Annotated in this window: 19 protein-coding genes; 6 read left to right on the plus strand and 13 right to left on the minus strand. The window is 65.6% G+C overall.

From position 1 onward, the window contains the following. Nucleotides 1-204: 204 nt before the first annotated feature. Complete coding sequence (locus tag RF641_RS16055; RefSeq protein WP_161448441.1) at nucleotides 205-981, plus strand: SDR family NAD(P)-dependent oxidoreductase; 777 nt, start codon at nucleotides 205-207, stop codon at nucleotides 979-981. A 24-nt stretch (nucleotides 982-1,005) separates the two neighbouring features. On the opposite strand, the gene RF641_RS16060 is transcribed toward RF641_RS16055, so the two are convergent. The 7 genes from RF641_RS16060 to RF641_RS16090 form a co-directional block, all read right to left on the minus strand. Then, entirely contained in the window at nucleotides 1,006-1,905 is a 900-nt protein-coding gene (locus tag RF641_RS16060) for a hypothetical protein (protein ID WP_424573603.1), read from the minus strand. A gap of 76 nt (nucleotides 1,906-1,981) precedes the next feature. Beyond that, on the minus strand, nucleotides 1,982-2,995 hold the full coding sequence (locus RF641_RS16065; RefSeq protein WP_424573604.1) for a pseudouridine synthase: 1,014 nt from the start codon (nucleotides 2,993-2,995) through the stop codon (nucleotides 1,982-1,984). A 47-nt stretch (nucleotides 2,996-3,042) separates the two neighbouring features. Then, nucleotides 3,043-3,870: a DNA-formamidopyrimidine glycosylase family protein gene (locus RF641_RS16070; RefSeq protein WP_424573605.1), complete on the minus strand. Its 828-nt coding sequence runs from the start codon at nucleotides 3,868-3,870 to the stop codon at nucleotides 3,043-3,045. Nucleotides 3,871-3,924: 54 nt separating this feature from the next. Beyond that, nucleotides 3,925-8,589 carry an ATP-dependent helicase gene (locus RF641_RS16075; protein WP_424573606.1) on the minus strand — a complete coding sequence of 1,555 codons (4,665 nt, stop codon included), beginning with the start codon at nucleotides 8,587-8,589 and terminating at the stop codon, nucleotides 3,925-3,927. A gap of 39 nt (nucleotides 8,590-8,628) precedes the next feature. Then, nucleotides 8,629-8,928 (minus strand): transcriptional regulator, encoded by a 300-nt coding sequence (locus RF641_RS16080; protein WP_120991482.1) that lies wholly within the window; start codon nucleotides 8,926-8,928, stop codon nucleotides 8,629-8,631. Further along, entirely contained in the window at nucleotides 8,912-9,379 is a 468-nt protein-coding gene (locus RF641_RS16085) for a hypothetical protein (protein ID WP_424573607.1), read from the minus strand. Before RF641_RS16085 ends, RF641_RS16080 begins: the two co-directional genes overlap by 17 nt. Nucleotides 9,380-9,438: 59 nt before the next feature. Further along, complete coding sequence (locus tag RF641_RS16090) at nucleotides 9,439-9,897, minus strand: 23S rRNA (pseudouridine(1915)-N(3))-methyltransferase RlmH (protein WP_183043211.1); 459 nt, start codon at nucleotides 9,895-9,897, stop codon at nucleotides 9,439-9,441. A gap of 56 nt (nucleotides 9,898-9,953) precedes the next feature. Here RF641_RS16090 and RF641_RS16095 point away from each other — a divergent pair, with 56 nt between their 5' ends. The 4 genes from RF641_RS16095 (at nucleotide 9,954) to RF641_RS16110 (ending at nucleotide 14,034) form a co-directional block, all read left to right on the plus strand. Continuing rightward, nucleotides 9,954-10,658 (plus strand): phosphatase PAP2 family protein, encoded by a 705-nt coding sequence (locus RF641_RS16095; protein WP_052772206.1) that lies wholly within the window; start codon nucleotides 9,954-9,956, stop codon nucleotides 10,656-10,658. A gap of 414 nt (nucleotides 10,659-11,072) precedes the next feature. After that, nucleotides 11,073-11,807 (plus strand): IclR family transcriptional regulator, encoded by a 735-nt coding sequence (locus tag RF641_RS16100; protein WP_160309066.1) that lies wholly within the window; start codon nucleotides 11,073-11,075, stop codon nucleotides 11,805-11,807. Further along, nucleotides 11,804-12,742, plus strand: coding sequence for a formimidoylglutamase (gene hutG, locus RF641_RS16105; RefSeq protein ID WP_047118026.1), 939 nt, complete (start codon nucleotides 11,804-11,806; stop codon nucleotides 12,740-12,742). Before RF641_RS16100 ends, hutG begins: the two co-directional genes overlap by 4 nt. A gap of 5 nt (nucleotides 12,743-12,747) precedes the next feature. Next, complete coding sequence (locus RF641_RS16110) at nucleotides 12,748-14,034, plus strand: sodium/glutamate symporter (RefSeq protein WP_047118025.1); 1,287 nt, start codon at nucleotides 12,748-12,750, stop codon at nucleotides 14,032-14,034. Nucleotides 14,035-14,106: 72 nt separating this feature from the next. On the opposite strand, the gene RF641_RS16115 is transcribed toward RF641_RS16110, so the two are convergent. Continuing rightward, nucleotides 14,107-15,078: a D-2-hydroxyacid dehydrogenase family protein gene (locus RF641_RS16115; protein ID WP_424573608.1), complete on the minus strand. Its 972-nt coding sequence runs from the start codon at nucleotides 15,076-15,078 to the stop codon at nucleotides 14,107-14,109. A gap of 113 nt (nucleotides 15,079-15,191) precedes the next feature. Between RF641_RS16115 and RF641_RS16120 the strand changes: the two genes are divergently transcribed. Continuing rightward, nucleotides 15,192-16,316 (plus strand): hypothetical protein, encoded by a 1,125-nt coding sequence (locus RF641_RS16120; protein WP_424573609.1) that lies wholly within the window; start codon nucleotides 15,192-15,194, stop codon nucleotides 16,314-16,316. Nucleotides 16,317-16,446: 130 nt separating this feature from the next. Here the strand turns inward: RF641_RS16120 and RF641_RS16125 are convergent, their stop codons facing one another. Genes RF641_RS16125 through RF641_RS16145 form a run of 5 tightly spaced genes read right to left on the minus strand, consistent with a single transcriptional unit; the run spans nucleotide 16,447 to nucleotide 19,549 of the window. Then, nucleotides 16,447-17,217 carry a hypothetical protein gene (locus tag RF641_RS16125; RefSeq protein ID WP_147407291.1) on the minus strand — a complete coding sequence of 257 codons (771 nt, stop codon included), beginning with the start codon at nucleotides 17,215-17,217 and terminating at the stop codon, nucleotides 16,447-16,449. A gap of 2 nt (nucleotides 17,218-17,219) precedes the next feature. Continuing rightward, on the minus strand, nucleotides 17,220-18,131 hold the full coding sequence (locus RF641_RS16130; protein ID WP_047118022.1) for an ATP-binding cassette domain-containing protein: 912 nt from the start codon (nucleotides 18,129-18,131) through the stop codon (nucleotides 17,220-17,222). Between the two features lie 2 nt (nucleotides 18,132-18,133). After that, on the minus strand, nucleotides 18,134-18,523 hold the full coding sequence (locus RF641_RS16135; protein WP_424573610.1) for a hypothetical protein: 390 nt from the start codon (nucleotides 18,521-18,523) through the stop codon (nucleotides 18,134-18,136). Nucleotide 18,524: 1 nt separating this feature from the next. Continuing rightward, the gene (locus RF641_RS16140; RefSeq protein WP_047118020.1) at nucleotides 18,525-18,869 is read right to left on the minus strand and encodes a PadR family transcriptional regulator; all 345 of its coding nucleotides are present in this window, start codon (nucleotides 18,867-18,869) and stop codon (nucleotides 18,525-18,527) included. Nucleotides 18,870-18,871: 2 nt separating this feature from the next. Next, complete coding sequence (locus tag RF641_RS16145; protein WP_424573611.1) at nucleotides 18,872-19,549, minus strand: CPBP family glutamic-type intramembrane protease; 678 nt, start codon at nucleotides 19,547-19,549, stop codon at nucleotides 18,872-18,874. Nucleotides 19,550-19,555 lie beyond the last annotated feature (6 nt).

The raw sequence follows: 19,555 nt of genomic DNA on the forward strand, positions 1-19,555 counted from the left end.
ACAAAAATTTTTACAAGCACAACCCGCAAAACGGGGTAGGAGTCCGTCTCGTGGGCTCGGAGTTGTGTATAAGAGACAGGCCCGGCACCCTCGTGGTGCCGGGCTGCGCGGCAGCGGGCTCCCGGGCACCGGGATCCGGATCTTCACCTTTGCCCATGCGGGCGATAGGCTGACCGGAGATTCACGACTATCGAAGGGGTTTGCATGCAGCTACGGGATTCGGTCGCGCTGGTGACTGGCGGACTGTCCGGGTTGGGACGGGCCACGGCCCAGAAACTGGCTGCGCAGGCCAAGCACGTGGTGGTGCTGGACCTGCCGCGCGAGGACGGGGATGAAATCGCCGCGGCGATCGGCGCGAACGTGCGCTACGCCCCGGCGGACGTCACCAGTTCCGAGGAAGTGGCAGACGTGATAAAGCGCGTGCGCGAGCTGGGCCAGCTGCGGGTGCTGGTGAACTGCGCAGGGGTGGCAACCCCGGGCAAGGTGCTGGGACGCGAGGGCGTGCTGCCGCTGGAGAAGTTCGCCAAGGTGCTCCAGATCAATGTCAACGGCACGTTCAACGTGATCCGCCTGGGCGCCGAGCTGATGGCGCACAGCGAGTCGCTCATCGACGCGCAGGGCACCGCCGAGCGCGGGGTCATCATCAACACCGCCTCCGTGGCGGCCTTCGACGGGCAGATCGGGCAGCCGGCCTACGCCGCCTCCAAGGGCGCCGTGGCCGCAATGACGCTGCCGCTGGCCCGTGAGCTGGCGCAGCACCAGATCCGCGTCATGACCATCGCCCCGGGCATCTTCCAGACGCCGATGATGGCAGGGCTGCCGCAGGCGGCGCAGGATTCGCTCGGCGCGCAGGTGCCGCACCCTTCGCGGTTGGGCCGCCCGGAGGAGTACGCGGCCTTGGTGGAGCACATCGTGGCCAACCCGATGCTCAACGGGGAGACGATCCGTTTGGACGGCGCGATCCGCATGGCGCCGCGCTGAACCCGCGGCGCAGGCGGGCCGGACTCAGAAATCCAGGGTCCGGCCCGCCTGCACCCGGTGCTCGGCGTGGCTGATCTGGAACCGCCGGTTCTCCGCGCAGACGCACACCACGATCGCCAGGAACACCCACAGCACGCAGGCCCACAGCGGGGTGGCGCCCAGCATCCAGCCCTGGGCCGCGGCAGCGGCCAGCGCCAGGCCGAACCCGCTGGCGAAGGCATGCCTGCCGCGTTCGGAGTGGGCGAACACCGCCGCCGGCACCGCGGCGGCCACCGCGACCAGCGACACCGCCAGCGCATGGCCCGGCTCGTTCCAGCCGGCGGCTGCGAACACCAGCTGCAGCGTGTAGACCAGGGCGAATCCGGCGAAGAAGCCCAGCGGCATGTCCGTGGCGATACGCTCGGTCCGGTTGCGGGCGGTATTCAGGTTCAGCTGGTGCACCCCGTACAGCGCGATTCCGGCGGCCGCCGCGGAGACCGCCGCGGCGGTCCAGGGCAAGAACCCGGAGGCGAGCGTCAGCGCGCAGCTCATCAGGGCCGCAGCGCTCAGCGCATGGATGCCGGCCGCGCGCTGCCGGCGCGAGGAGAGCTGGGCAGGCAGGGCGCTGAAGGCGGCGCTGGCGATCAGGGCGATCCCGATGACCGGCCAGATCACCGCATGCACCAGCCCGGTATCCAGCAGGCTGGCCTGGCTGCGGGCATCCATCCCGGCGCCGAAGGCCAGCGAGGTGGCCAGCAGCAGCACCCCGGACAGGGCGAACAGCCCGGCGCGGACCTTGTCGAAGACTTCCACCGCGGGATTGGGCCGCAGGTCAGGGGCCGTATAGGGCAGCTCGAACGCAGGCCTGCGCGTGGACTCGGCGATGGCCCGCTGGGCGGAGCCCACCAGGGTGCGCAGCTGCATATTGGGCTGTGGCTCGGCCATGGCATACCATCCTTCGTCGGGCCCGTGCAGGGGTGTGCAACAGCCTAGGGTAAATATGCCGAGGTGAGAAGAGGCGCTAGGCGGCCGGGGCTTCGCGCAGGCTCTGCGCGGAACTGAAGCTGCGCGCGGCGCCGGTGATCGGGTCGGTGAAGGAAATGGTGTGCGCCAGCAGCTGCAGCGGGCGGTCGTAGTCGTCCGGCGCCAGGTCCCACAGCCGCGGGTAGAAGGCATCGTTGACGATGCCCAGGCCCAGCGAGGCGAGGTGGATGCGCAGCTGGTGGGTTTTGCCCGAATGCGGCTCCAGATCCATCAGCGCCACCTCGGTGCCCGCGTGGAATCCGGCGCTGCGGCCGATGGCCTCCACGCTGATCAGCGTCTGCGCGTTGGGCTCGCCGTCCTCGACGATCGAGCGCAGCTGGCCCTTCACCTTGGACATGCGGTTCTCGTAGGTCATCGGCATGCCAGCCAGCAGGGCGCGCAGTTCTTCGCTGGTGCGTTGCTGGCTGTGCTCCCCATTGGCCTGCAGCACCACGCCGGTCTCCAGCCCGTCGCCGGGGGCCAGCGCGACCACCGCCTTGTAACGTTTGGCGATCTCGCGGCGCTCGAAGAGCATCTGGTAGGCGCCGCGGGTTTCCGGGTTGACGGCGAAGAGGATCACCCCGGCGGTGGCCCGGTCCAGCCGGTGCATCGGCACCAGATCGTCGATGCCGGTCTGGTTGCGCAGCCGCACCAGGGCGGATTCCTGGATGAACTTGCCGCCCGGAGTGGTGGGCAGGAAGTGCGGTTTGTCCACCACCAGCAGGTGCTCGTCCTGGTGGAGGATCTTGGCTTCGAAGGGGATCGGGGTCTCCACCGGCAGCGAGCGGTAGTACCAGATGAACTCGTGCTCGCCCATAGGCGTCTGCCGGTCCAGCTTCACCCCGCCGATTCCCACGATCTCGCCGTCATCGAAGCGGCGCAGGATGCCCTCGGGGTCCACATGCCCGAACCGTTCGAGCAGATACTGGGCCACCGTGTCCCATGGACCGGTGCGCGGCAGGTGCAGACGGGTGGCGTTGACGCCGTTGCGGACGGGGAGCGGAGATGCCATGGCCATGGCTCCCATTCTTTCATCTTTGCCCCGGGCCGTTGTCCTCATCAGTGCGCAGCCGGCTGGCAGGAAGGACAGAAGTAGCAGTCTCGCTCCAGGCCCGAATCCTCGGCCGCGATCTTCAGCAGCTGGATCTTCGCGCCGCAGCGCAGGCAGGGCTTGCCGGCGCGCCCGTACACCCAGTAGGGCTCGCGGGTCCGGGCCAGGCCGGTGGTGACCCTGCGGGAACGCTCCTTGTTGACTTCCAGCAGGCGCTGCGACATCTCGATGACCTTCCCGAGGTCCACGACCTGTCCCACGGGCGTGAGTGGGTGCAGCCGGGTGAGGAACAGGACCTCGCAGCGGTAGATGTTGCCCACCCCCGCCATCAGCCGCTGGTCCAGCAGCGCCTCGCCGATCCCGCGGTGCGGCTGCGCCCGGAAATTCGCGGCGGCCGCCTGCGCATCCCAGTCGGGCCCCAGCAGGTCCGGGCCCAGGTGCCCGACCAGCTGCGCTTCCTCGGCAGTGGGCACGAGCTTGACCTGGGCGATGTCGAAGCCGACCGCCACGACGCCGTCGCAGGCGAGCACCACGCGTGCGGTGTGCGCCGGACGCTTGAAGCGGGCTCCCGGACCGTAGAGATCCCACCGCCCCTCCATGAGCAGGTGCGAATGCAGGGTCAGCGGCGGCTGGTTGAAGGCAGGTTCCGCCGTGGCGGGAGGCTGCAGCCGCATGAGCAGGTGCTTGCCGCGCGGGAGGACCTCGGACACCGTGTAGCCGGCCAGGTCCACCGTGGACAGTGCCGGGACCCGGAAGTCCGAACGCAGGATGCTCTTCCCGGCCAGCGCATGGTGCAGCCTTGCGGTGGCCCGGTAAACGGAATCGCCTTCCGGCATGGTGCATCTCCTTTGCTGCTGCCAGCCGCCGCGTACAGCGCGCTGGTGTCCAGGCTACCGCCGGAAGCGGATGCCCTGCGGGGTCGAGTAGAAACCGGCGCCCAGCAGGGCGGCGGCCGCCGGGTGCTCCTGCACAGGTTCGCCGTTGACCGTGGCGATGGCGATCTTGTCCACCCCGGCACGGCGCAGCGCCGCAACCAGCCTGGCCGCCAGCAGCGCCCAGGCCTGCTCTCCGGGTTCGCCAAAGGCCAGCACGGTGCGTCCGCCGCGTTCGAGGTACAGCACCAGCTCGCCGTCCAGCATGCCCACGATCGCCCCGGCCTTGCGCCCGGGGCGGTGCCCGGTCTGCGTGGCGGGCCACGGCAGCGCCGCGCCATAGGGGTTGGCCGGGTCGGTGGCGGCTAGCACCACGGCTTCGGGCTGGCGGCGCGGGTCCTCGGGCAGCACGAAGCCGCGCAGCCGGTCAATGGTGTTCGAGGTGGAGAACTGCGCGGCGCCCAGCTTCTCGATGAAGTAGCCACGGCGCGCATGCCCGGCCTCCTCCAGCTTGGACAGCACCCGGTAAAGCTGTCCGAAGCCCCCCGGCACCGCCTCGGCGGCCACCGAGCCGCGGGTCAGCACCCCGTAGCGCTCAAGCATGATTTCCGCGGTGGCGTGCGCGGCGATGGTGGGGTCGCGCACCGGCTCGGGCAGCAGCGCCCAGCGCGCCGAACCGCGGGTGCTGCGCGCATGCACCACGCCCTGCTCGCGGGCCATGCGGCTGAGTCCGGACAGCCGGTTCAGCCGGGCGGCGCGGGCGCGCGGGGCGGGCTTGGCGATCTTGTGCGCGGTGCTGCCCCCGGCCAGGTAGCCGCGCACCGGCGCCAGGGTGTCAGGGGAGATGAACCCGGCCCAGAACAGCTGCCAGCAAGCCTCGGTGATCTCCTGCTCGCTGGGCGGGCGCCCCTCGCCGGGGTGGATGCGCGCGGCGATCTCCTGCACGAAGTACGCGCCGGTCGGGTCGAAGGATTCAAGCACCCGGCGGGCCAGCGCATCCAGCGGCGCGGGGTCCGGGATCGGCAGGCTCAGCGGGGCATGCTCGGCGGTATGCAGCGAGAGCCAGCCGTCCTTGCCCCCGGCCGCGCCGGCGCCGCAGATGAGCACGTCCCCGGCGCTGGTCAGCTCGTCCAGCCAGGCGCTCTGGTAGCCGGGCAGCCGGGCAGGCAGCACAAAGGACTCCAGCGCGGAGGCGGGCAGCTCGACGCCTGCCAGCTGCATCGCCACCTCGTAGACTCCGTCGCTGCCCTCCAGCCGGGAGCCGACCTGCTGCCAGGCCGGCAGGAAACGCGCGAAAGCCAGCTGGTCCACCGGCTCCACCTCGGCGCGCAGGGCGGCCAGCGAGCGGGTGCGGATGGTGCGCAGCACCTGCACGTCGCAGTACTCGTCCCCGCTGACGCCCTCGGGAATCAGCTCCACCGGGCGGAATGCTCCCAGCGAGAGCCGCCCGGCGGCGGTCATGGCATCCAGCACCGGGCGCAGCACCGCCACGCCCAGGCCCAGCACCCCGGAGATCTCGGTGAGCGTGAACGGGGCGTGGGTGCGGGCATAGCGCGAAACCAGGTCCTCGACGGGCTGGGCCGCGGGCTCCAGGAAGGCGGCGGGGATGCCGGTGGGCAGCGGGGTGCCCAGTGCGTCGCGCAGCTTGGCCGCGTCCTCGATTCCCGCGTAGGCCAGCTGCCCGCCGATCCGCAGGGTGAACGCACGCCGGGTGGCCACCAGCGATTCGGCGTGCGCGCGGGCCGCCGCCTCGGCCAGCGGGGCCTGCTCGTCGGCAGGCTCACGCAGGCGTTCAGCCAGCTGAGCGGCGGTCAGGGGGCCCAGCAGCCGCAGCAGGTCCGCGGCCCCCTCCATGCCGGCCAGCCGGCGCTTGGGCGCCAGGTACTGCAGCTGCTGCGCCAGCTCGGCGATGACCTGCGGATCCAGGATCTCGCGCACGTCGTTGCGGCCCAGCAGCTCGCCCAGCAGCACCGGGTCCAGGCTCAGCGCCGCGGCCCGGCGTTCGGCCAGCGGAGCGTCGGATTCGTAGAGGAACTGCGCCACATAGCCGAAGAGCAGCGACTGCGCGAAGGGCGAAGGCAGCTCGGTGGTGACCTCCACCAGCCGGATGGCGCGCGAAGAGACCTGGGACAGGATCCGGGTCAGCGCTGGCAGGTCGTACACGTCGTTCAGGCATTCGCGTACGGTTTCCAGGATGATCGGGAAATCCGGGTAGTTGCGGGCCACGTCCAGCAGCTGGCTGGCGCGCTGGCGCTGCTGCCACAGCGGGGTGCGCTTGGTCGGGTTGATGCGCGGCAGCAGCAGCGCCCGGGCGGCGCATTCGCGGAAGCGCGCGGCGAACAGCGCCGAATTGGCCACCTGCCCGGTGACCAGATCCACGATCTCGTCGGACTCGAACGCGAACAGCTCGGCCCCGGGCGGCTCGTCGTCCATGGCGGGGATGCGCAGCACGATCCCGTCATCGGCGGCCATCGCGGAGGCGTCCAGCCCCCAGCGTTCACGCACCCGCGCACCGACTGCCAACGCCCACGGGGCGTGCACCGCCAGCCCGAAGGGCGAATGCAGGATCACCCGCCAGTCGCCCAGCTCGTCGTGGAAGCGCTCCACCACGAAGGTCTGGTGGTTGGGGACCTGCCCGGTGGCCTCGCGCTGCTCGCCCAGGTAGTTCAGCAGGTTCTGCGCGGCGAAGGCATCCAGTCCTCCTGCGCCCAGCTCTTCGGCGGCCTCGGAGCGTTCGCGGGCCAGCAGGCCGGTGGTGAATTCGCCCAACGCCGCGCCCAGCTCCACCGGGCGGCCCAGCCCGTCGCCGTGCCAGAAGGGCAGCTTGCCGGGCTGGCCGAAGGCGGGGGTGACCAGCACCCGGTCGTGGGTGATGTCCTCGATGCGCCAACTGGTGGCGCCCAGGGCGAACACGTCGCCCACCCGGGACTCGTAGACCATTTCCTCGTCCAGCTCGCCCACGCGTTTGGGCGCCTTGTCGTCCTCGGATCCGGCCAGGAACACGCCGAACAGCCCGCGGTCAGGGATGGTGCCGCCGGAGATCACGGCCAGGCGCTGCGCTCCGGGGCGCGCGGAGAGCACCCCGGCGTCGCGGTCCCAGATGATCCGCGGCTTGAGCGTGGCGAATTCGTCGGAGGGGTACTTGCCGGTGAGCATGTCCAGCGTGGCCAGGTACACGCTGCGCGGCAGCTGCTGGTAGGGGGCCGCGCGCCGGACGGTGTCGAACCATGCCTCGACGTCCAGGTCTTCCATGGCCACCGCAGCAAGGGTCTGCTGGGCCAGCACATCGAGCGGATTGGCAGGGATCGCCATCTTCTCGATCTTGCCCTCGCGCATGCGGGTGACCACCAGCGCGGTGGAGAGCAGGTCGGCGCGGTGCTTGGGGAAGAAGATTCCCTGGGAGACCGAACCCACTTGGTGGCCTGCGCGGCCCACGCGCTGCAGTCCGGAAGACACCGAGTTGGGGGACTCGACCTGGATCACCAGGTCCACCAGCCCCATGTCGATGCCCAGTTCCAGCGAGCTGGTGGCGACCACCGCACGCAGCCGGCCGAGCTTCAAATCCTCCTCGATGGCCGCGCGGGCGTCCTTGGAGACCGAGCCGTGGTGGGCGCGGGCCAGCAGCGGCGCCTCGGGATCCGCGGCCGCGGTGGACCCGGCCTGCGCCATCATCACCGCGGGGGAGGAGGACAGCTGGTTCTCTACCGCGAAGCCCTCGCGCTCGGCATAGATTTCATTCAGCCGCCCGGTCAGCCGTTCGGCCAGCCGCCGGGAGTTGGCGAAGATGATGGTCGAGTGGTTGGCCAGCACCAGGTCCACCAGCTGGTTCTCCACGTGCGGCCAGATGCTGGCCGCGGCTGCCGGAGACGAGCCGGGGCCCAGGTCGTGGGCGGCGGCAGCGGAGGGCAGGTCGGTCATGTCCTCGACCGGAACCCGCACCTCAAGCTCCCATTGCTTGGTGGATTCCGGGCGCACGGTGTTCACCGGGGCGGAGCCGGCCAGGAAGCGCGCGACTTCCTCGGGCGGCTCGACGGTAGCTGACAGGCCGATGCGCTGTGCCGGGGCGGCGAGCAGGGAATCCAGCCGTTCCAGGGACAGCGCCAGATGGGTGCCGCGCTTGGTGTTGGCGATCGCGTGGATCTCGTCGATGATCACCGTGTGCACCTGCGACAGCGTGGTGCGCGCCTGGCTGGTCAGCATCAGGTACAGCGACTCGGGTGTGGTAATCAGGATGTCCGGGGGATTGCGCAGCAGCTGCCGGCGCTCGGAAGCGGGGGTGTCGCCCGAGCGCACGCCCACCGAGACCGAGGGCTGGGAGAGTCCCAGCTCGTGGGCGGTGGCCCGGATGCCGGCCAGCGGGGAGCGCAGGTTGCGCTCCACATCCACGCCCAGGGCCTTCAGCGGCGAAATGTAGAGCACCTTGGTGCCGGTGCCCGTCGGATGGTCGCTGTCCTGGTCCAGTCCGGGCAGCGCCGGGGCATCCAATTCCGCGTGGTGCAGCCGATCCAGCGCCCAGAGGAAGGCCGCCAAGGTCTTGCCGGAGCCGGTCGGGGCGATGACCAGCGTGTGGTTGCCTTCGGAGATGGATGTCCAGGCACCGACCTGTGCGGTGGTCGGCTCGGTGAAGACTTCGGTGAACCACTTCTGGGTGGCCGCGCCGAAGCGGGTCAGGACATCGCTCATGGAATCGATCCTACGTTCTGGCACGGACAGCTGGAGGGCTTATTCGCCCTCGGTGATTTTGCGCAGTGCCGCCAGATGGCCGACGTAGGCACGGCGGCCTTCCTTGCTCAGGCAGAGACGCACGTGGCTGCGGCCGAGCTTGGCGAAGCGTTCCACCTCCACGTATCCGGCATCGGTGAGCTGTTTCAGGTGTTTGCTCAGCACTGAATCGGCAACGTTCAAATTTTCCTTGAGGTGCGCGAACTCGGCCCATTGGACGGGTGCGAGGCTTGCGCAGATCCGCAGGCGCAACGGTGCGTGAATCAGGTCGTCAAAGCGTGGTTCAGCAGGCTTGCTCACTGCCGTCCTCCACGCGTTCCTGCGTCAGCGAAGCACGCATTTTGTGGGCTAGGACCCCGAGGATTGCACAGCAGACAACCATCTTTCCCGCGGCTTCGAACCAAGTAGATGCCTCCCACATACGCAGGAACATCGTGGCCAGAATGATCACCACCAGGTAGCAGCCAAAGGCTGTCGAATTGCCGGGCAGTGGCCGCTGCTTGGCGCGTTTGCGTAGAAAGACAGCCAACCAAATAATCAGGGGAATGAACAACGCGAAAAGCGAATACAGAATCTGGTCTGGAACGAGACCGTCGATACTTGTCAGCGCACTGATCAGCAGGACTACACAGGTGGTGAATCCGCGCGGAGAGTCGCTGCTTCGGACCATGTTCTGAGAGGCGGCCTGTGCGTCGGCAAGGAGACTGGAGGCCTCGTGCTTGGTCGGGTTCGCGGCTTCTTGCGGGTTCATGTTCCCTCACTTTCCGTTACGGAAAGTTTTGTCTTTCCAAGATGGAAAGTCAAGGATGGCTAAACGTGGTGGTACTTGCCGCCGGCCAAGATGTCCTGGGCACGGTAGAGCTGTTCGGTGAGGATCAGGCGGACCAGCTGGTGCGGGAACACCAGCTTGGACAGCGACCAGGTGAAGTTCGCCCGCGCGTGAACGGTTGGATCAACGCCGTAGGCTCCGCCGATGATGATCACGACATTTCGCGCGGAGTCGATCGGCGTGCGCAGGGTATTGGCCAGCGCTGGGGAGTCGACGTTCTTCCCGCGCTCATCGAGCAGCACCACGAAGTCCCGGTCGTCGATTTTGGCCAGGATGCGGGCCGACTCCTCGGTGCGTGCCGCGTCGTTTTCCCGCGAGGAATGCGAGAGCAGCTGCCACGACAGGTCGAAGGGTTTCTTCAGCCGCTTCTCATAGCGGGAGATCCCCTCGTCCACCCAAGACTCATGCTTCTTGCCGACGGCCAACACCTTGATTGTCATGGTTCTATTCTTCCGCATAGCCGCCGGTCAGCGAACACAGGGGGTCTGTGGATACGATGGAGACCATGCGATCTTCATGGTTTTTCCGCCCGGGTCAGCGATCACGCGGCGTGCAGGCGTTGTGGATCGCCTTTGGACTCATCGTGGTGCTGTTCTATTTCACCCGGCGAATGCTGGTCTCCCTCAGGATCGGGGGATGGTCCAAGGATGTCGACCTGCCGGTCGAGCAGTGGGTTCTGGCTCACCAGGATCCTGTGTGGCACTCGGTTGCCACCGTGCTCTATCTCTGGGGATCAACGCCCGGCATGACGGTGACCATGGTGATCCTGACGGCAATCATTTGCCTGTGGGCGCGCAGCTGGTGGCCTTTGGCCACGGTAGCCTTCACCGCCTTGGGGTCGGTGCTGCTGACGGTGGTGCTCAAATCAGTGCTGCAGGTTGCGCGCCCGACTGGCGTGCCCGGAGGCCCTGCGCCGCCGGGGTCCTTCTCGTTCCCCAGCGGGCACACGCTGAATGCGGCAGCTCTGATTGGCATCGCCACCTACCTGGCTGTGGTCTACGGATTGCGTCGCTACGCATACCTGCTGGGCGGCATAGCGGTGTTGTTCGTCGCGGCCATGGGAGCCTCCAGGGTCTACCTTTCCCACCACTGGGTTTCTGACGTCCTAGTCGGGTTGCTCATTGGCGCAGGCTGGGCGGCTGTTGTGGCTATCTTGCACTATTTCTTCGTCCCCTCGAAGAGGATTCGGCAATCTTCCTAGCTTGCTGAACATCCCCGGATGGATGTGACATTAACTTCAAATATGATTCCGACATCGCGGGCCGACTTATCGGCCTGCGATGCGCTGCTTAACGACCCTGTTGGTGTTGCTCAACTAGTCCGGAGTTCAAAAGCGCCGCTTTAGCGCACGTCAGTACGCGGAACCTAGGGAGATTTCATGTTGTTCAACAATCCATTGGAGAATTTGGGCATGATTCCGGGGCGCTGCCGGCGAGGCGCACCTTTTTCCAGCGACTGAGAATTTGCCCCGATTCTTTCTCACTCGGTGAGAATTTCGATTTGTCCTCGCCGCATACATGACAGAACAATGGTTCATTGTGCCAATTTCCGCCGGCGGGCGGACCCGCACGAAAAAGTTGTTCACGGCCGTCCACGGCCTCTCGATGAAGGTGCCATGAGCGTAAGGAAAGAGTCCGATTCACAGACCGCACGGGTCTTGTGGATTCTCTCTGCATTGGCGAAGGTTCCGCAGGCAAGCGTGCGCGAGCTGTCCACCGAAACCGGCATTCCGGTGAGCTCGGTGTACCGTCTGCTGGACCACTTGGTGTTCTCCGGCTTCGTCCACAAAACTTCCTCCGGACACTACGGCGCCGGCGCCGCGGCCGTGCAGCTTGCCGAACGTTACTGGGATTCCAGCCTGGCGAGCGGAACCGTCGCCCCCTACCTGCGCCAGCTGTCGCAGGACTCCGGCGAACTCGCCGCCTTCATCGTGGCCCATGGCGCCGAATCGGTGTGCGTGGAAACCATCGAGTCCACCCAGGCGTTGCGGTGCAGCTACTCGGTGGGCACTTCCCACCCGCTGACCCTCGGGGCCTCGGGCACCATGCTGATGGCCCTGATGTCCCGGGAGCAACGCGCCGAAATCTTCGACTTCCATGATGTCGATGCTCCGTCGAGGACACGCCTTGAGCAGGCCTGCGAATCGGCCTTCCGAGCGGGCTACGCAGTCAGCCTCTCTGAGGTGGAGGAAGGCGTCTGGTGCGTCAGCTCCCCGGTCACGGACCTGAACGGAGAGCTGCAAGCAGTGGTGAGCCTAATGGCTCCCGCCCAGCGCAGCCTCGAACGCCAAGCTGAACTGATCCAACAAACCTGCAGAACCGCACTGAGCCTGAGTGGAGGAATCAAATGACCTGGAAACAGGCAACCGACTGGACCGGACGCAACGATGGTCCCGGTCCGGAGCATGCCCGCTGGCACAACACCATCCAGGCCTGGACAGCCGGGGCCGAACCCGGCGCCGCGCTGCTGGGTTTCGCCAGCGACGAAGGCGTGCGCCGCAACAAGGGCCGAGTGGGTGCGCGCGACGGGGCGCAGGCCCTGCGCACCGCGCTGTCCTCCATTGCCCTGCACGAACCGGTCAAGCTCTACGACGCCGGAGACATCGAGGTCGACGGCGAAGACCTGGAATCCGGGCAAGAGGCCTTCGCGGACGTGCTGGCCCAGCTGCTGCGCGAAGGACACTTCACCGTGGGTCTTGGCGGAGGCCACGAAATCACCTTCGCCAGCTACGCCGGACTGGCCCGCGCCCTCGGCGAAGACTCCAGCTGGAGTCTGGGCATACTGAACATCGATGCGCACTTCGACCTGCGCGAGGCGCCGCTGCCGAGCTCCGGCACCGGTTTCGCGCAGATCGCCAAGGCCCAGGCAGCCGCCGGGCGCCCCTTCCGCTATGCGGCCGTGGGCATCAGCGAAGCAGCCAACACCAAGGTGCTCTTCGACCGCGCCGCCGAGCTTGGCGTCGAGGTGCTTCTGGACACCGAATGCCATCTGGGCAACCTGCAGGCGGTGCGCGAATTCATCGCGAACTTCGCCGACTCGGTGGACCACCTGTACCTGACCATCGACCTGGACGCGCTGCCGGCCAGCGTGGCACCGGGCGTCAGCGCCCCGGCCGGCTTCGGCGTCAGCCTTGAAATGGTCCGCGAGATCGTCTTGGCCGCCGCCCGCAGCGGCAAGCTCAAGCACGCAGATATTGCTGAGCTCAACCCTCTCTTTGACATCGATCAGCGCACCGCCCGCACTGGCGCGCGACTGCTCAATGACCTGATCTTGAACCGAGGTTAAGATATATGGAATTACAACTATCCTTGGTCCAGACCGCGGCACTGGCGCTGATCCTGCTGGTCTTCGGCGAGTTCGCCCGCCGCCGCGTCGCCTTTCTGGAGAAGTTCTGCATTCCGGCCCCCGTGGTCGGCGGCTTCCTGTTCGCCCTGCTGGTGCTCGTGCTGCGCCAGACCGGCACCGTGGAAATCAGCCTGGACACCTCCCTGCAGACCCCGGCGATGATCGCCTTCTTCACCACCATCGGCCTGGCAGGTTCGCTGGCGACCATCAAGAAGGGCGGCAAGCTGCTGCTGATCTACCTGGTGGCCTGCTGGACGCTGGCCTTCGCGCAGAACATCATCGGCATGGGCATGGCCAAGCTGCTGGGCGTGGACCCGATGCTGGGCATCATGGCCGGCGCGGTCAGCCTCGAAGGCGGGCACGGCGGCGCCGCGGCCTTCGGTCCCACCGCTGAATCCATGGGCGTCGAGGGCGCCACCACCGTGGCCATCGCCTCGGCCACCTTCGGCCTGGTGGCCGGCAGCTTGATCGGCGGCATGCTCGCCAGCTTCCTGATGCACCGCCACAAGTTGGAAGTTCCTGCCAAGCCGCAGACGATCGCCCAGAAGGTCGGCGCAGGCTACGGCGTGAAGAAGCTTGCAGGCGGCGGCGGTTTCGCCGGCGGCCCGGCCACCGGAGAGGACCTCGACGAGGCCATCAAGCAGCCGGGCGACGAGATCAGCAACTACTCCTCGATCCTCTCCACCTCCACCATCATCGGCATCATCATGGTGCTGGGCATGCTGCTGGGCGACTGGATCGCGCAGATGACCGGCTTCTCGCTGCCCGCCTACGTGGGCGCCATGATCGCCGCGGTGATCTTCCGCAACCTGAACGACAAGTTCAACTGGGTGAAGATCAATGACGACTCGGTCAACCTGATCTCCCAGCTGACCCTCGGCTTCTTCCTGACCCAGGCCATGATGAGTCTGAAGATCTGGGAACTGGCGAACCTCGCCGGCCCGCTGTCCATCATCCTGCTGGTGCAGCTGGTGTTCATCACCCTGTTCAGCGCGATCGTGGTCTTCCGCATCATGGGCAAGAACTACGACGCGGCCACCATGGTCGCAGGTTTCATGGGCCACGGCCTGGGCGCGACCCCCAACGCCCTGGCGAACATGGACTCCTTCAACGCCAAGTACGGCGTGCGCTCGGAGAAGGCGTTCCTGATCGTGCCGCTGGCCGGCGCGGTGCTCATCGACCTGGTGGCGCTGCCCTGGATCGTGTGGTGCATGAACCTCGTGGCAGGTTAAATCCGCTCACCACCAAGTGCCCTCGGCGCATCGGGAATACGATGCGCCGAGGGCACTGCTGTCTGCACGGGATTAATTCAGCACCCGCACCGGTTTGCCCTTGGCCCAGGCCCGGATGTCCGCGGCCGCGTCCTGGTAGAACATCGCGAACTGCTCCACGGTCACGTAGCCGATGTGCGGGGTGGCGATGACCCCGCGGGTTGCGGCCAGCCGGTCGCCCTCCGGCAGCGGCTCCACATCGAAGACGTCCACCGCGGCCAGGTAGAGCTGCTCGTTTTCCAGCGCCTGGATCAGTGCATCGGTCTGCACGATGCGGCTGCGCGAGGTGTTCACCAGGATCGCGTCGGGCTTCATCCAGGCCAGCTGCTTGGAGCCCACCACCTCGGTGCTGCGCTCGGAGAGCTTGAGGTGGATGGTCAGCACGTCGCTGGTGGCGAACAGCTCGTGCTCGCTGACCTTGCGCACGCCGACCTGGGCGGCGCGCTCCGCGGTCAGGTTCTGGCTGTAGGCGATCACGTGCATGCCGAAGGCCAGCCCGATCTTCGCCACGCGGGAGCCGAGGTTTCCCAGCCCGTAGACGCCCAGGGTCTTGCCCGACAAGCCGATGCCCATGGTGCTCTGCCACCCTGTGGAGTGCTCCAGCGGGCGCTGCGCGGAGAAAATCTCCACATCCAGGCGCCGGGCCGCGGCGAGGATCAGCGCCCAGGTGTGCTCGGCGGCGTCGGTGGCGATGTAGCCGGTATGGCTGACAACCACTCCGTGCTCCGCGGCCGCGTCGAGGTCGATGGAGCCGTTGCGCCGTCCGGTGGTCACCAGCAGCTTCAGGTTCGGCAGGGCCTGCAGCCGGGAGCGCGGAAACGGCGTGCGTTCGCGCATCGCGACGATGACGTCGAAGGGCTCAAGCGCCGCGATCACGGTGGCGTCGTCATGCCCCAGGAATTCGGTGAAGACGCTCAGTTCGGCGTCCAGCTCCTGGGCCAGGGACTGGAAATCGGCGAGCGTGCTGGAGATGTCGTGGTAATCGTCGAGGACGGCAATTCGCATGGCTCAATACTAAGCACCACCGGTGCCGGGAAACGAGAGTATTTCCCTTATTTCCACTGACCAGCACGCACTCTGGCAGACTGGGTGGAAACTTCCGGGTGAAGGGAACATCCATGGACTTGAAACAATCCCTGCTCGCCGGGCGCCGCGGCCGCCGGCTGCTCAGCAGTATCGTGCTGTCCGGGACCGCCCCCGAGGCGCAACACCTGATGCGTTCGGTGTTCGACGCGTCCTTCGAATTGGCGCAGCAACGAGGCGACGGGGTTGTGCGCTTCACCATGGCCGAGGAAAGTGCAGGTGCAGAGCCGCAGGAATCCGCCGCGGATGAAACGGCGCCATCGATTGCCCAAATTGCGCAGATGCTCCGCACCGTGCCCCTGCCCGAAGCGATGCCCGAGCTGATTCGCTCAGCGCTGGCGGACAGCGTCGATTGGGCCATGTACTGGCAGCCTCCGGATGCCGAGGACACCTTGTTCGGCGACCCCCGACTCGTTCAAGCACTGGAGCGGGTAGCAGAGCATGTCGCGTCAACCGGCATCATCCAGAGCTGGATGGGCGCATCCACGCAGGCGAACCAGTGGATGATCACCTGGACGGGCGAAAGCGCCGAAGGCCAGTGGGAACCGGGCCTTGAACCTGCGCAATCCCAGCTGAAGGCGTGGAACCTCGATCTCGCGGAGAAAGAACGCGCCAGCAAGGCAGACCTGCGGGAAAAGATGGACCAGCTGGCCAGCGGGCACTGGTGGTCGAATCCGCCGGGCGGGCTGTACCGCAGCTTCGGAACCTTCGAGCTTGAAGAGCCCATCGGCCTGGCTTGTGTGGAGGACGGCATGGGATGGAGCTCGGCGCTGGTGCGGCGCCTGCAGATCGAATGCCGGAAGCCGGTATTCCACATCACCGAGCCAAAGCACTGGGCCGATTTGTGCCGCCGCTACCCGCTGGAAGTCAGCGCAACGATGCGGCGCAACTGGTTTGAAACGACCGGGCGCGACGGGCTCTGGGTCCAGCCGGACTGGCAGGCCGTGGCCGAGGACTACGACGGGGTGCATCTGGGCCTTGGCGCCTATCTGGCCGGAGCGGGGGAGATCATCGCGGTGGATGCCCGGCGCGCCAGCGTCATCGCCGGATGGAACCCCGATGAGACCTACTGGTTCACCGATGCCGTGCAACCGGTGGACGAGGTGCGTACGTGGGGAATTAGTGATGCGGGTGGGCGCGATGTTTGGTTGCGAAGATAGCCTTTGCGGTGCGCATGGACCCGGCATTCAGGACACTCCAGCGGGACGGTCCGCACTCGCGCAGCTCCAAGCTGTTCGGGTGCAAGCCGCCCCGCAGATTTTTTAGCGCCAATGCGCTACATCGCGGCGGCTAATGCGGTTCGGCGCGCCGCATGCGGATGAATCCCACCGCAAACGGCAGGAGAACCCATAGGGCAAATGAGGACAACGCAGTGCCTATACTTCCGTCGCCGATCAAGGAATTGGACATCGAGGCGGTTTGCAGGAAAGGTCCGATGCCACCGGGCAGCAACAACAGCAGATTGTCGATGAGCAGCACTTGGATGATCACTATCACCACCGAAAGCGGCGTCGACAGCAACGCGGAGCCCAATGCCGCACCGCTCAGCGAACCGGCAAACGACAACACAATTAGCATGCCGAGGACCTCCAGCGAACCTTGGGCAGTCCAGGCCATCCCAAAGGCGCTGGCCAGCCCGAAACTAACTGCCAGGCCGGTCGCGATGAACGCCGCGCAAAGAGCGACGCCGATGAGCACGGAGGTCACCAGTTTCGCCAGGAAAACACGGTGGCGACGTGGTTCCAACGCCAGAATCATCAGTATGTCCCGATGCTGCCAATCCATCGTATAGACCAGAATTCCAAGAATTGGGGTTCCCAAGGCAGCACATACGGTAAACGCCATCATGATGACTGAGAAGGACAACTCGGCTTCCTCCTGGGCAATTAGCACCCAGCACACTCCGAAGGACAGCAAGAGCCCAAGCCCAAGCATGCTCCACAGCACTGACTGCCCTGAACGAACCGTTGTCAGTTTCCGAAATTCCAGCCCCACCAAGCGGCCCAGTGTGGGCCGGGATCCAACAAGCGGTTGCCGTTCTGGTGTATCAGTGGTTTTCATAGTCAAAGTACTTCCGTCCGGTGAACACTGTATTCACCCTGTGTAAGGCGCAGGTAGGCTTCCTCCAGCTGGTGTTCCTGTTGCGATCCCAGCGAGGTGATCAGTATTCTGTGCTCCATGGCAATCTGCGCCACCTGTCGATTGCTGGCCTGGACCTTGAGCCAACCAGGGACGGCATGGTCCGAGACGGCAAATCCATGAGCCAGCAGCAACTTGGCGAGTTTCTCCGGCTCGTCGGCTTCGACGCTGACTTGTGAATCCGGGTTGCTGAGATCCGACAGCGTGGATTCCGTCGCGACGCTGCCGCGGTCGATGATGACCACGCGATGAGCGTAGGATTGCAGCTCCTGCAGGAGATGGCTGGAAACCAAAACGCTTCCCCCGTCCTGGGCGAACCCTGTCAACAAGCCGCGCAGCCAGCTGATGGCTTCGATGTCCAGCCCGTTGACGGGCTCATCCAGGATCAGGCACCGAGGACGCCCCAGGATTGCAATTCCAAGCCCGACGCGCTGGCGCATCCCGAGAGAGAGGGACTTGAATCGTCGTTTGGCAACAGATTCCAATCCCATTTGCTCAATAACTTCGTCGCGGCGGCTGTTGCTGATCCCGAGCATGCCTGCTGCAAGACTGAAGCTGTCGCGAACATTTCGTCCTGGATGCCGAGCGGCTGCGTCCAGCAGCGAACCGACTGCCGCTCCCGGGTTCGGCAGGTCGGAATACCTGACCCCGTCGTAAAGAATGGAGCCTGAATCGGGGGTGCCCAGACCCAGCACCATTCGCATCAGCGTAGATTTTCCGGAACCGTTAGGGCCCAAAAGGCCGGTGATTTGTCCTGCAGGTATCGAGCACGATATCTCCTTGAGGATATGCGCCTTCCCGTAATGCTTGGATACCGAAGAAACTTGGATATGCATGCTTATTCAACGCCCTTTGGGATTCGATGATCTACCATTGCGCCAATGATCGAGCCGATGAAAGCTATGGCCAGCGCGCCGACGAGGGTCAGAACGCTGATCAGCGGGTTGGACTCCCCGGCTGTAGCAAACGAGGTAACCACCCGGCCGAGGACCACTAGTACGGCGACGGCAACAGCAACGGTGATGATCCAAAAACCCTTCGATGTGGCTTTCCCCTTGGTGAACGTTTCGGCGAAACTTTTCTCCGGACCGAAAAGTTCCAATGGGGTGCTTTGAGCCGCCTCGGATTCCGCGCGGACTTCCCGGAGGGTTTGTGCGACGACGGACTCCGGCATGCGGCGCCAGCGAAGCTGATAGGCCAGGTTCTTGAAGTATTCGTCGTTCGTCATGTCAGTGCTTCTCTTCGTCTAGTAATTGATTGGTGACCGCAGTGAACTCACGCCACATTTTGGTCTCCGTTTTCAGAGCAACAAGGCCGGCGGCGGTGATTCGATATGTCTTGCGGCTTGGGCCGTGCTCCCCTTCTACCCATTCAGTCTCGACCAATTCGTCGTCGACGAGGCGTCGGAGGAGCGGATACAGGGTTCCTCCGCCAACATTCCCGAGGCCGTAGCCCGCCAACAATCCGATAACTTCATGCCCGTACGTTCCGCTGTGGCGATGGATGGTCCTCAGCACACATAGCGTCAAGGAAGCCTTGAGCCACCCGCTGGGCCATTTCTCCGCTTGATTCATAACTAGATCGTAATCCGATCTACAAAGGAAGTCAATGAAGGTCGCTTTGCGTTGCCAAGGAGCAGTAGCCAGCTGACCGCAAGGACCAGCGCAATATCCATGCCGAGAATCACGGGACCTACCAACAACTCGCTGGCTGTTTCCGAAAGGGATATAACCATGAGATTGGCGATCAAGTGAGTGGCTGCAGAGGCAATCCATGTGCCAGTCAGCGCACAGATGGCGAATGCCGCCAAGGAAAACAATGCTCGATCAGCAACTAGCCAGGGGTTGCTGATCGGGTGGGCTAGGCAGAATCCAACAGTCGCTGCAGCTGGGATCATCCATCGATGGCGTGGACGAAGATGCTTGCGCATCCTCCAGGGAAAGTACCTGAAGGCAAGCTCTTCGGCACATGAGGCGAGGGCCAGCCCGATGAGCACTGCGGGAGACGTCCACTGGGCGACTCCCGCGATCAAGGCGAATAGGACGGCGACCACGCCTATGAATTTTCCGGTAGACGGGCTTCCGGCTTCTGGATATTTTTCAGGGTTGTTGCAGATCAGGTAGGCGGCCGTGGCCGCGGTTGCCATAACGAGCGCGCCAAACCATTCGCTCGCCACGAGGTGATCCCATGCTAGCGCCAGGCTAGCGAGAGTTAGCATGGCGCTGATGGCCACATATGCAAGAAGTCTTGTCATTTCGAA

Origin of the sequence: Arthrobacter sp. 'calajunan' (genome assembly GCF_046940185.1) — a bacterium.
GTDB classification, from domain to species: Bacteria; Actinomycetota; Actinomycetes; order Actinomycetales; family Micrococcaceae; genus Glutamicibacter; species Glutamicibacter soli.

What these genes read in the sequence shown, in the direction of transcription:
- RF641_RS16055 (WP_161448441.1), top strand. Translation starts at nt 205, where the DNA reads ATGCAGCTACGGGATTCGGTCGCGCTGGTGACTGGCGGACTGTCCGGG.
- RF641_RS16060 (WP_424573603.1), bottom strand. Translation starts at nt 1,905, where the DNA reads ATGGCCGAGCCACAGCCCAATATGCAGCTGCGCACCCTGGTGGGCTCC.
- RF641_RS16065 (WP_424573604.1), bottom strand. Translation starts at nt 2,995, where the DNA reads ATGGCATCTCCGCTCCCCGTCCGCAACGGCGTCAACGCCACCCGTCTG.
- RF641_RS16070 (WP_424573605.1), bottom strand. Translation starts at nt 3,870, where the DNA reads ATGCCGGAAGGCGATTCCGTTTACCGGGCCACCGCAAGGCTGCACCAT.
- RF641_RS16075 (WP_424573606.1), bottom strand. Translation starts at nt 8,589, where the DNA reads ATGAGCGATGTCCTGACCCGCTTCGGCGCGGCCACCCAGAAGTGGTTC.
- RF641_RS16085 (WP_424573607.1), bottom strand. Translation starts at nt 9,379, where the DNA reads ATGAACCCGCAAGAAGCCGCGAACCCGACCAAGCACGAGGCCTCCAGT.
- RF641_RS16090 (WP_183043211.1), bottom strand. Translation starts at nt 9,897, where the DNA reads ATGACAATCAAGGTGTTGGCCGTCGGCAAGAAGCATGAGTCTTGGGTG.
- RF641_RS16095 (WP_052772206.1), top strand. Translation starts at nt 9,954, where the DNA reads ATGGAGACCATGCGATCTTCATGGTTTTTCCGCCCGGGTCAGCGATCA.
- RF641_RS16100 (WP_160309066.1), top strand. Translation starts at nt 11,073, where the DNA reads ATGAGCGTAAGGAAAGAGTCCGATTCACAGACCGCACGGGTCTTGTGG.
- hutG (WP_047118026.1), top strand. Translation starts at nt 11,804, where the DNA reads ATGACCTGGAAACAGGCAACCGACTGGACCGGACGCAACGATGGTCCC.
- RF641_RS16110 (WP_047118025.1), top strand. Translation starts at nt 12,748, where the DNA reads ATGGAATTACAACTATCCTTGGTCCAGACCGCGGCACTGGCGCTGATC.
- RF641_RS16115 (WP_424573608.1), bottom strand. Translation starts at nt 15,078, where the DNA reads ATGCGAATTGCCGTCCTCGACGATTACCACGACATCTCCAGCACGCTC.
- RF641_RS16120 (WP_424573609.1), top strand. Translation starts at nt 15,192, where the DNA reads ATGGACTTGAAACAATCCCTGCTCGCCGGGCGCCGCGGCCGCCGGCTG.
- RF641_RS16125 (WP_147407291.1), bottom strand. Translation starts at nt 17,217, where the DNA reads ATGAAAACCACTGATACACCAGAACGGCAACCGCTTGTTGGATCCCGG.
- RF641_RS16130 (WP_047118022.1), bottom strand. Translation starts at nt 18,131, where the DNA reads ATGCATATCCAAGTTTCTTCGGTATCCAAGCATTACGGGAAGGCGCAT.
- RF641_RS16135 (WP_424573610.1), bottom strand. Translation starts at nt 18,523, where the DNA reads ATGACGAACGACGAATACTTCAAGAACCTGGCCTATCAGCTTCGCTGG.
- RF641_RS16140 (WP_047118020.1), bottom strand. Translation starts at nt 18,869, where the DNA reads ATGAATCAAGCGGAGAAATGGCCCAGCGGGTGGCTCAAGGCTTCCTTG.
- RF641_RS16145 (WP_424573611.1), bottom strand. Translation starts at nt 19,549, where the DNA reads ATGACAAGACTTCTTGCATATGTGGCCATCAGCGCCATGCTAACTCTC.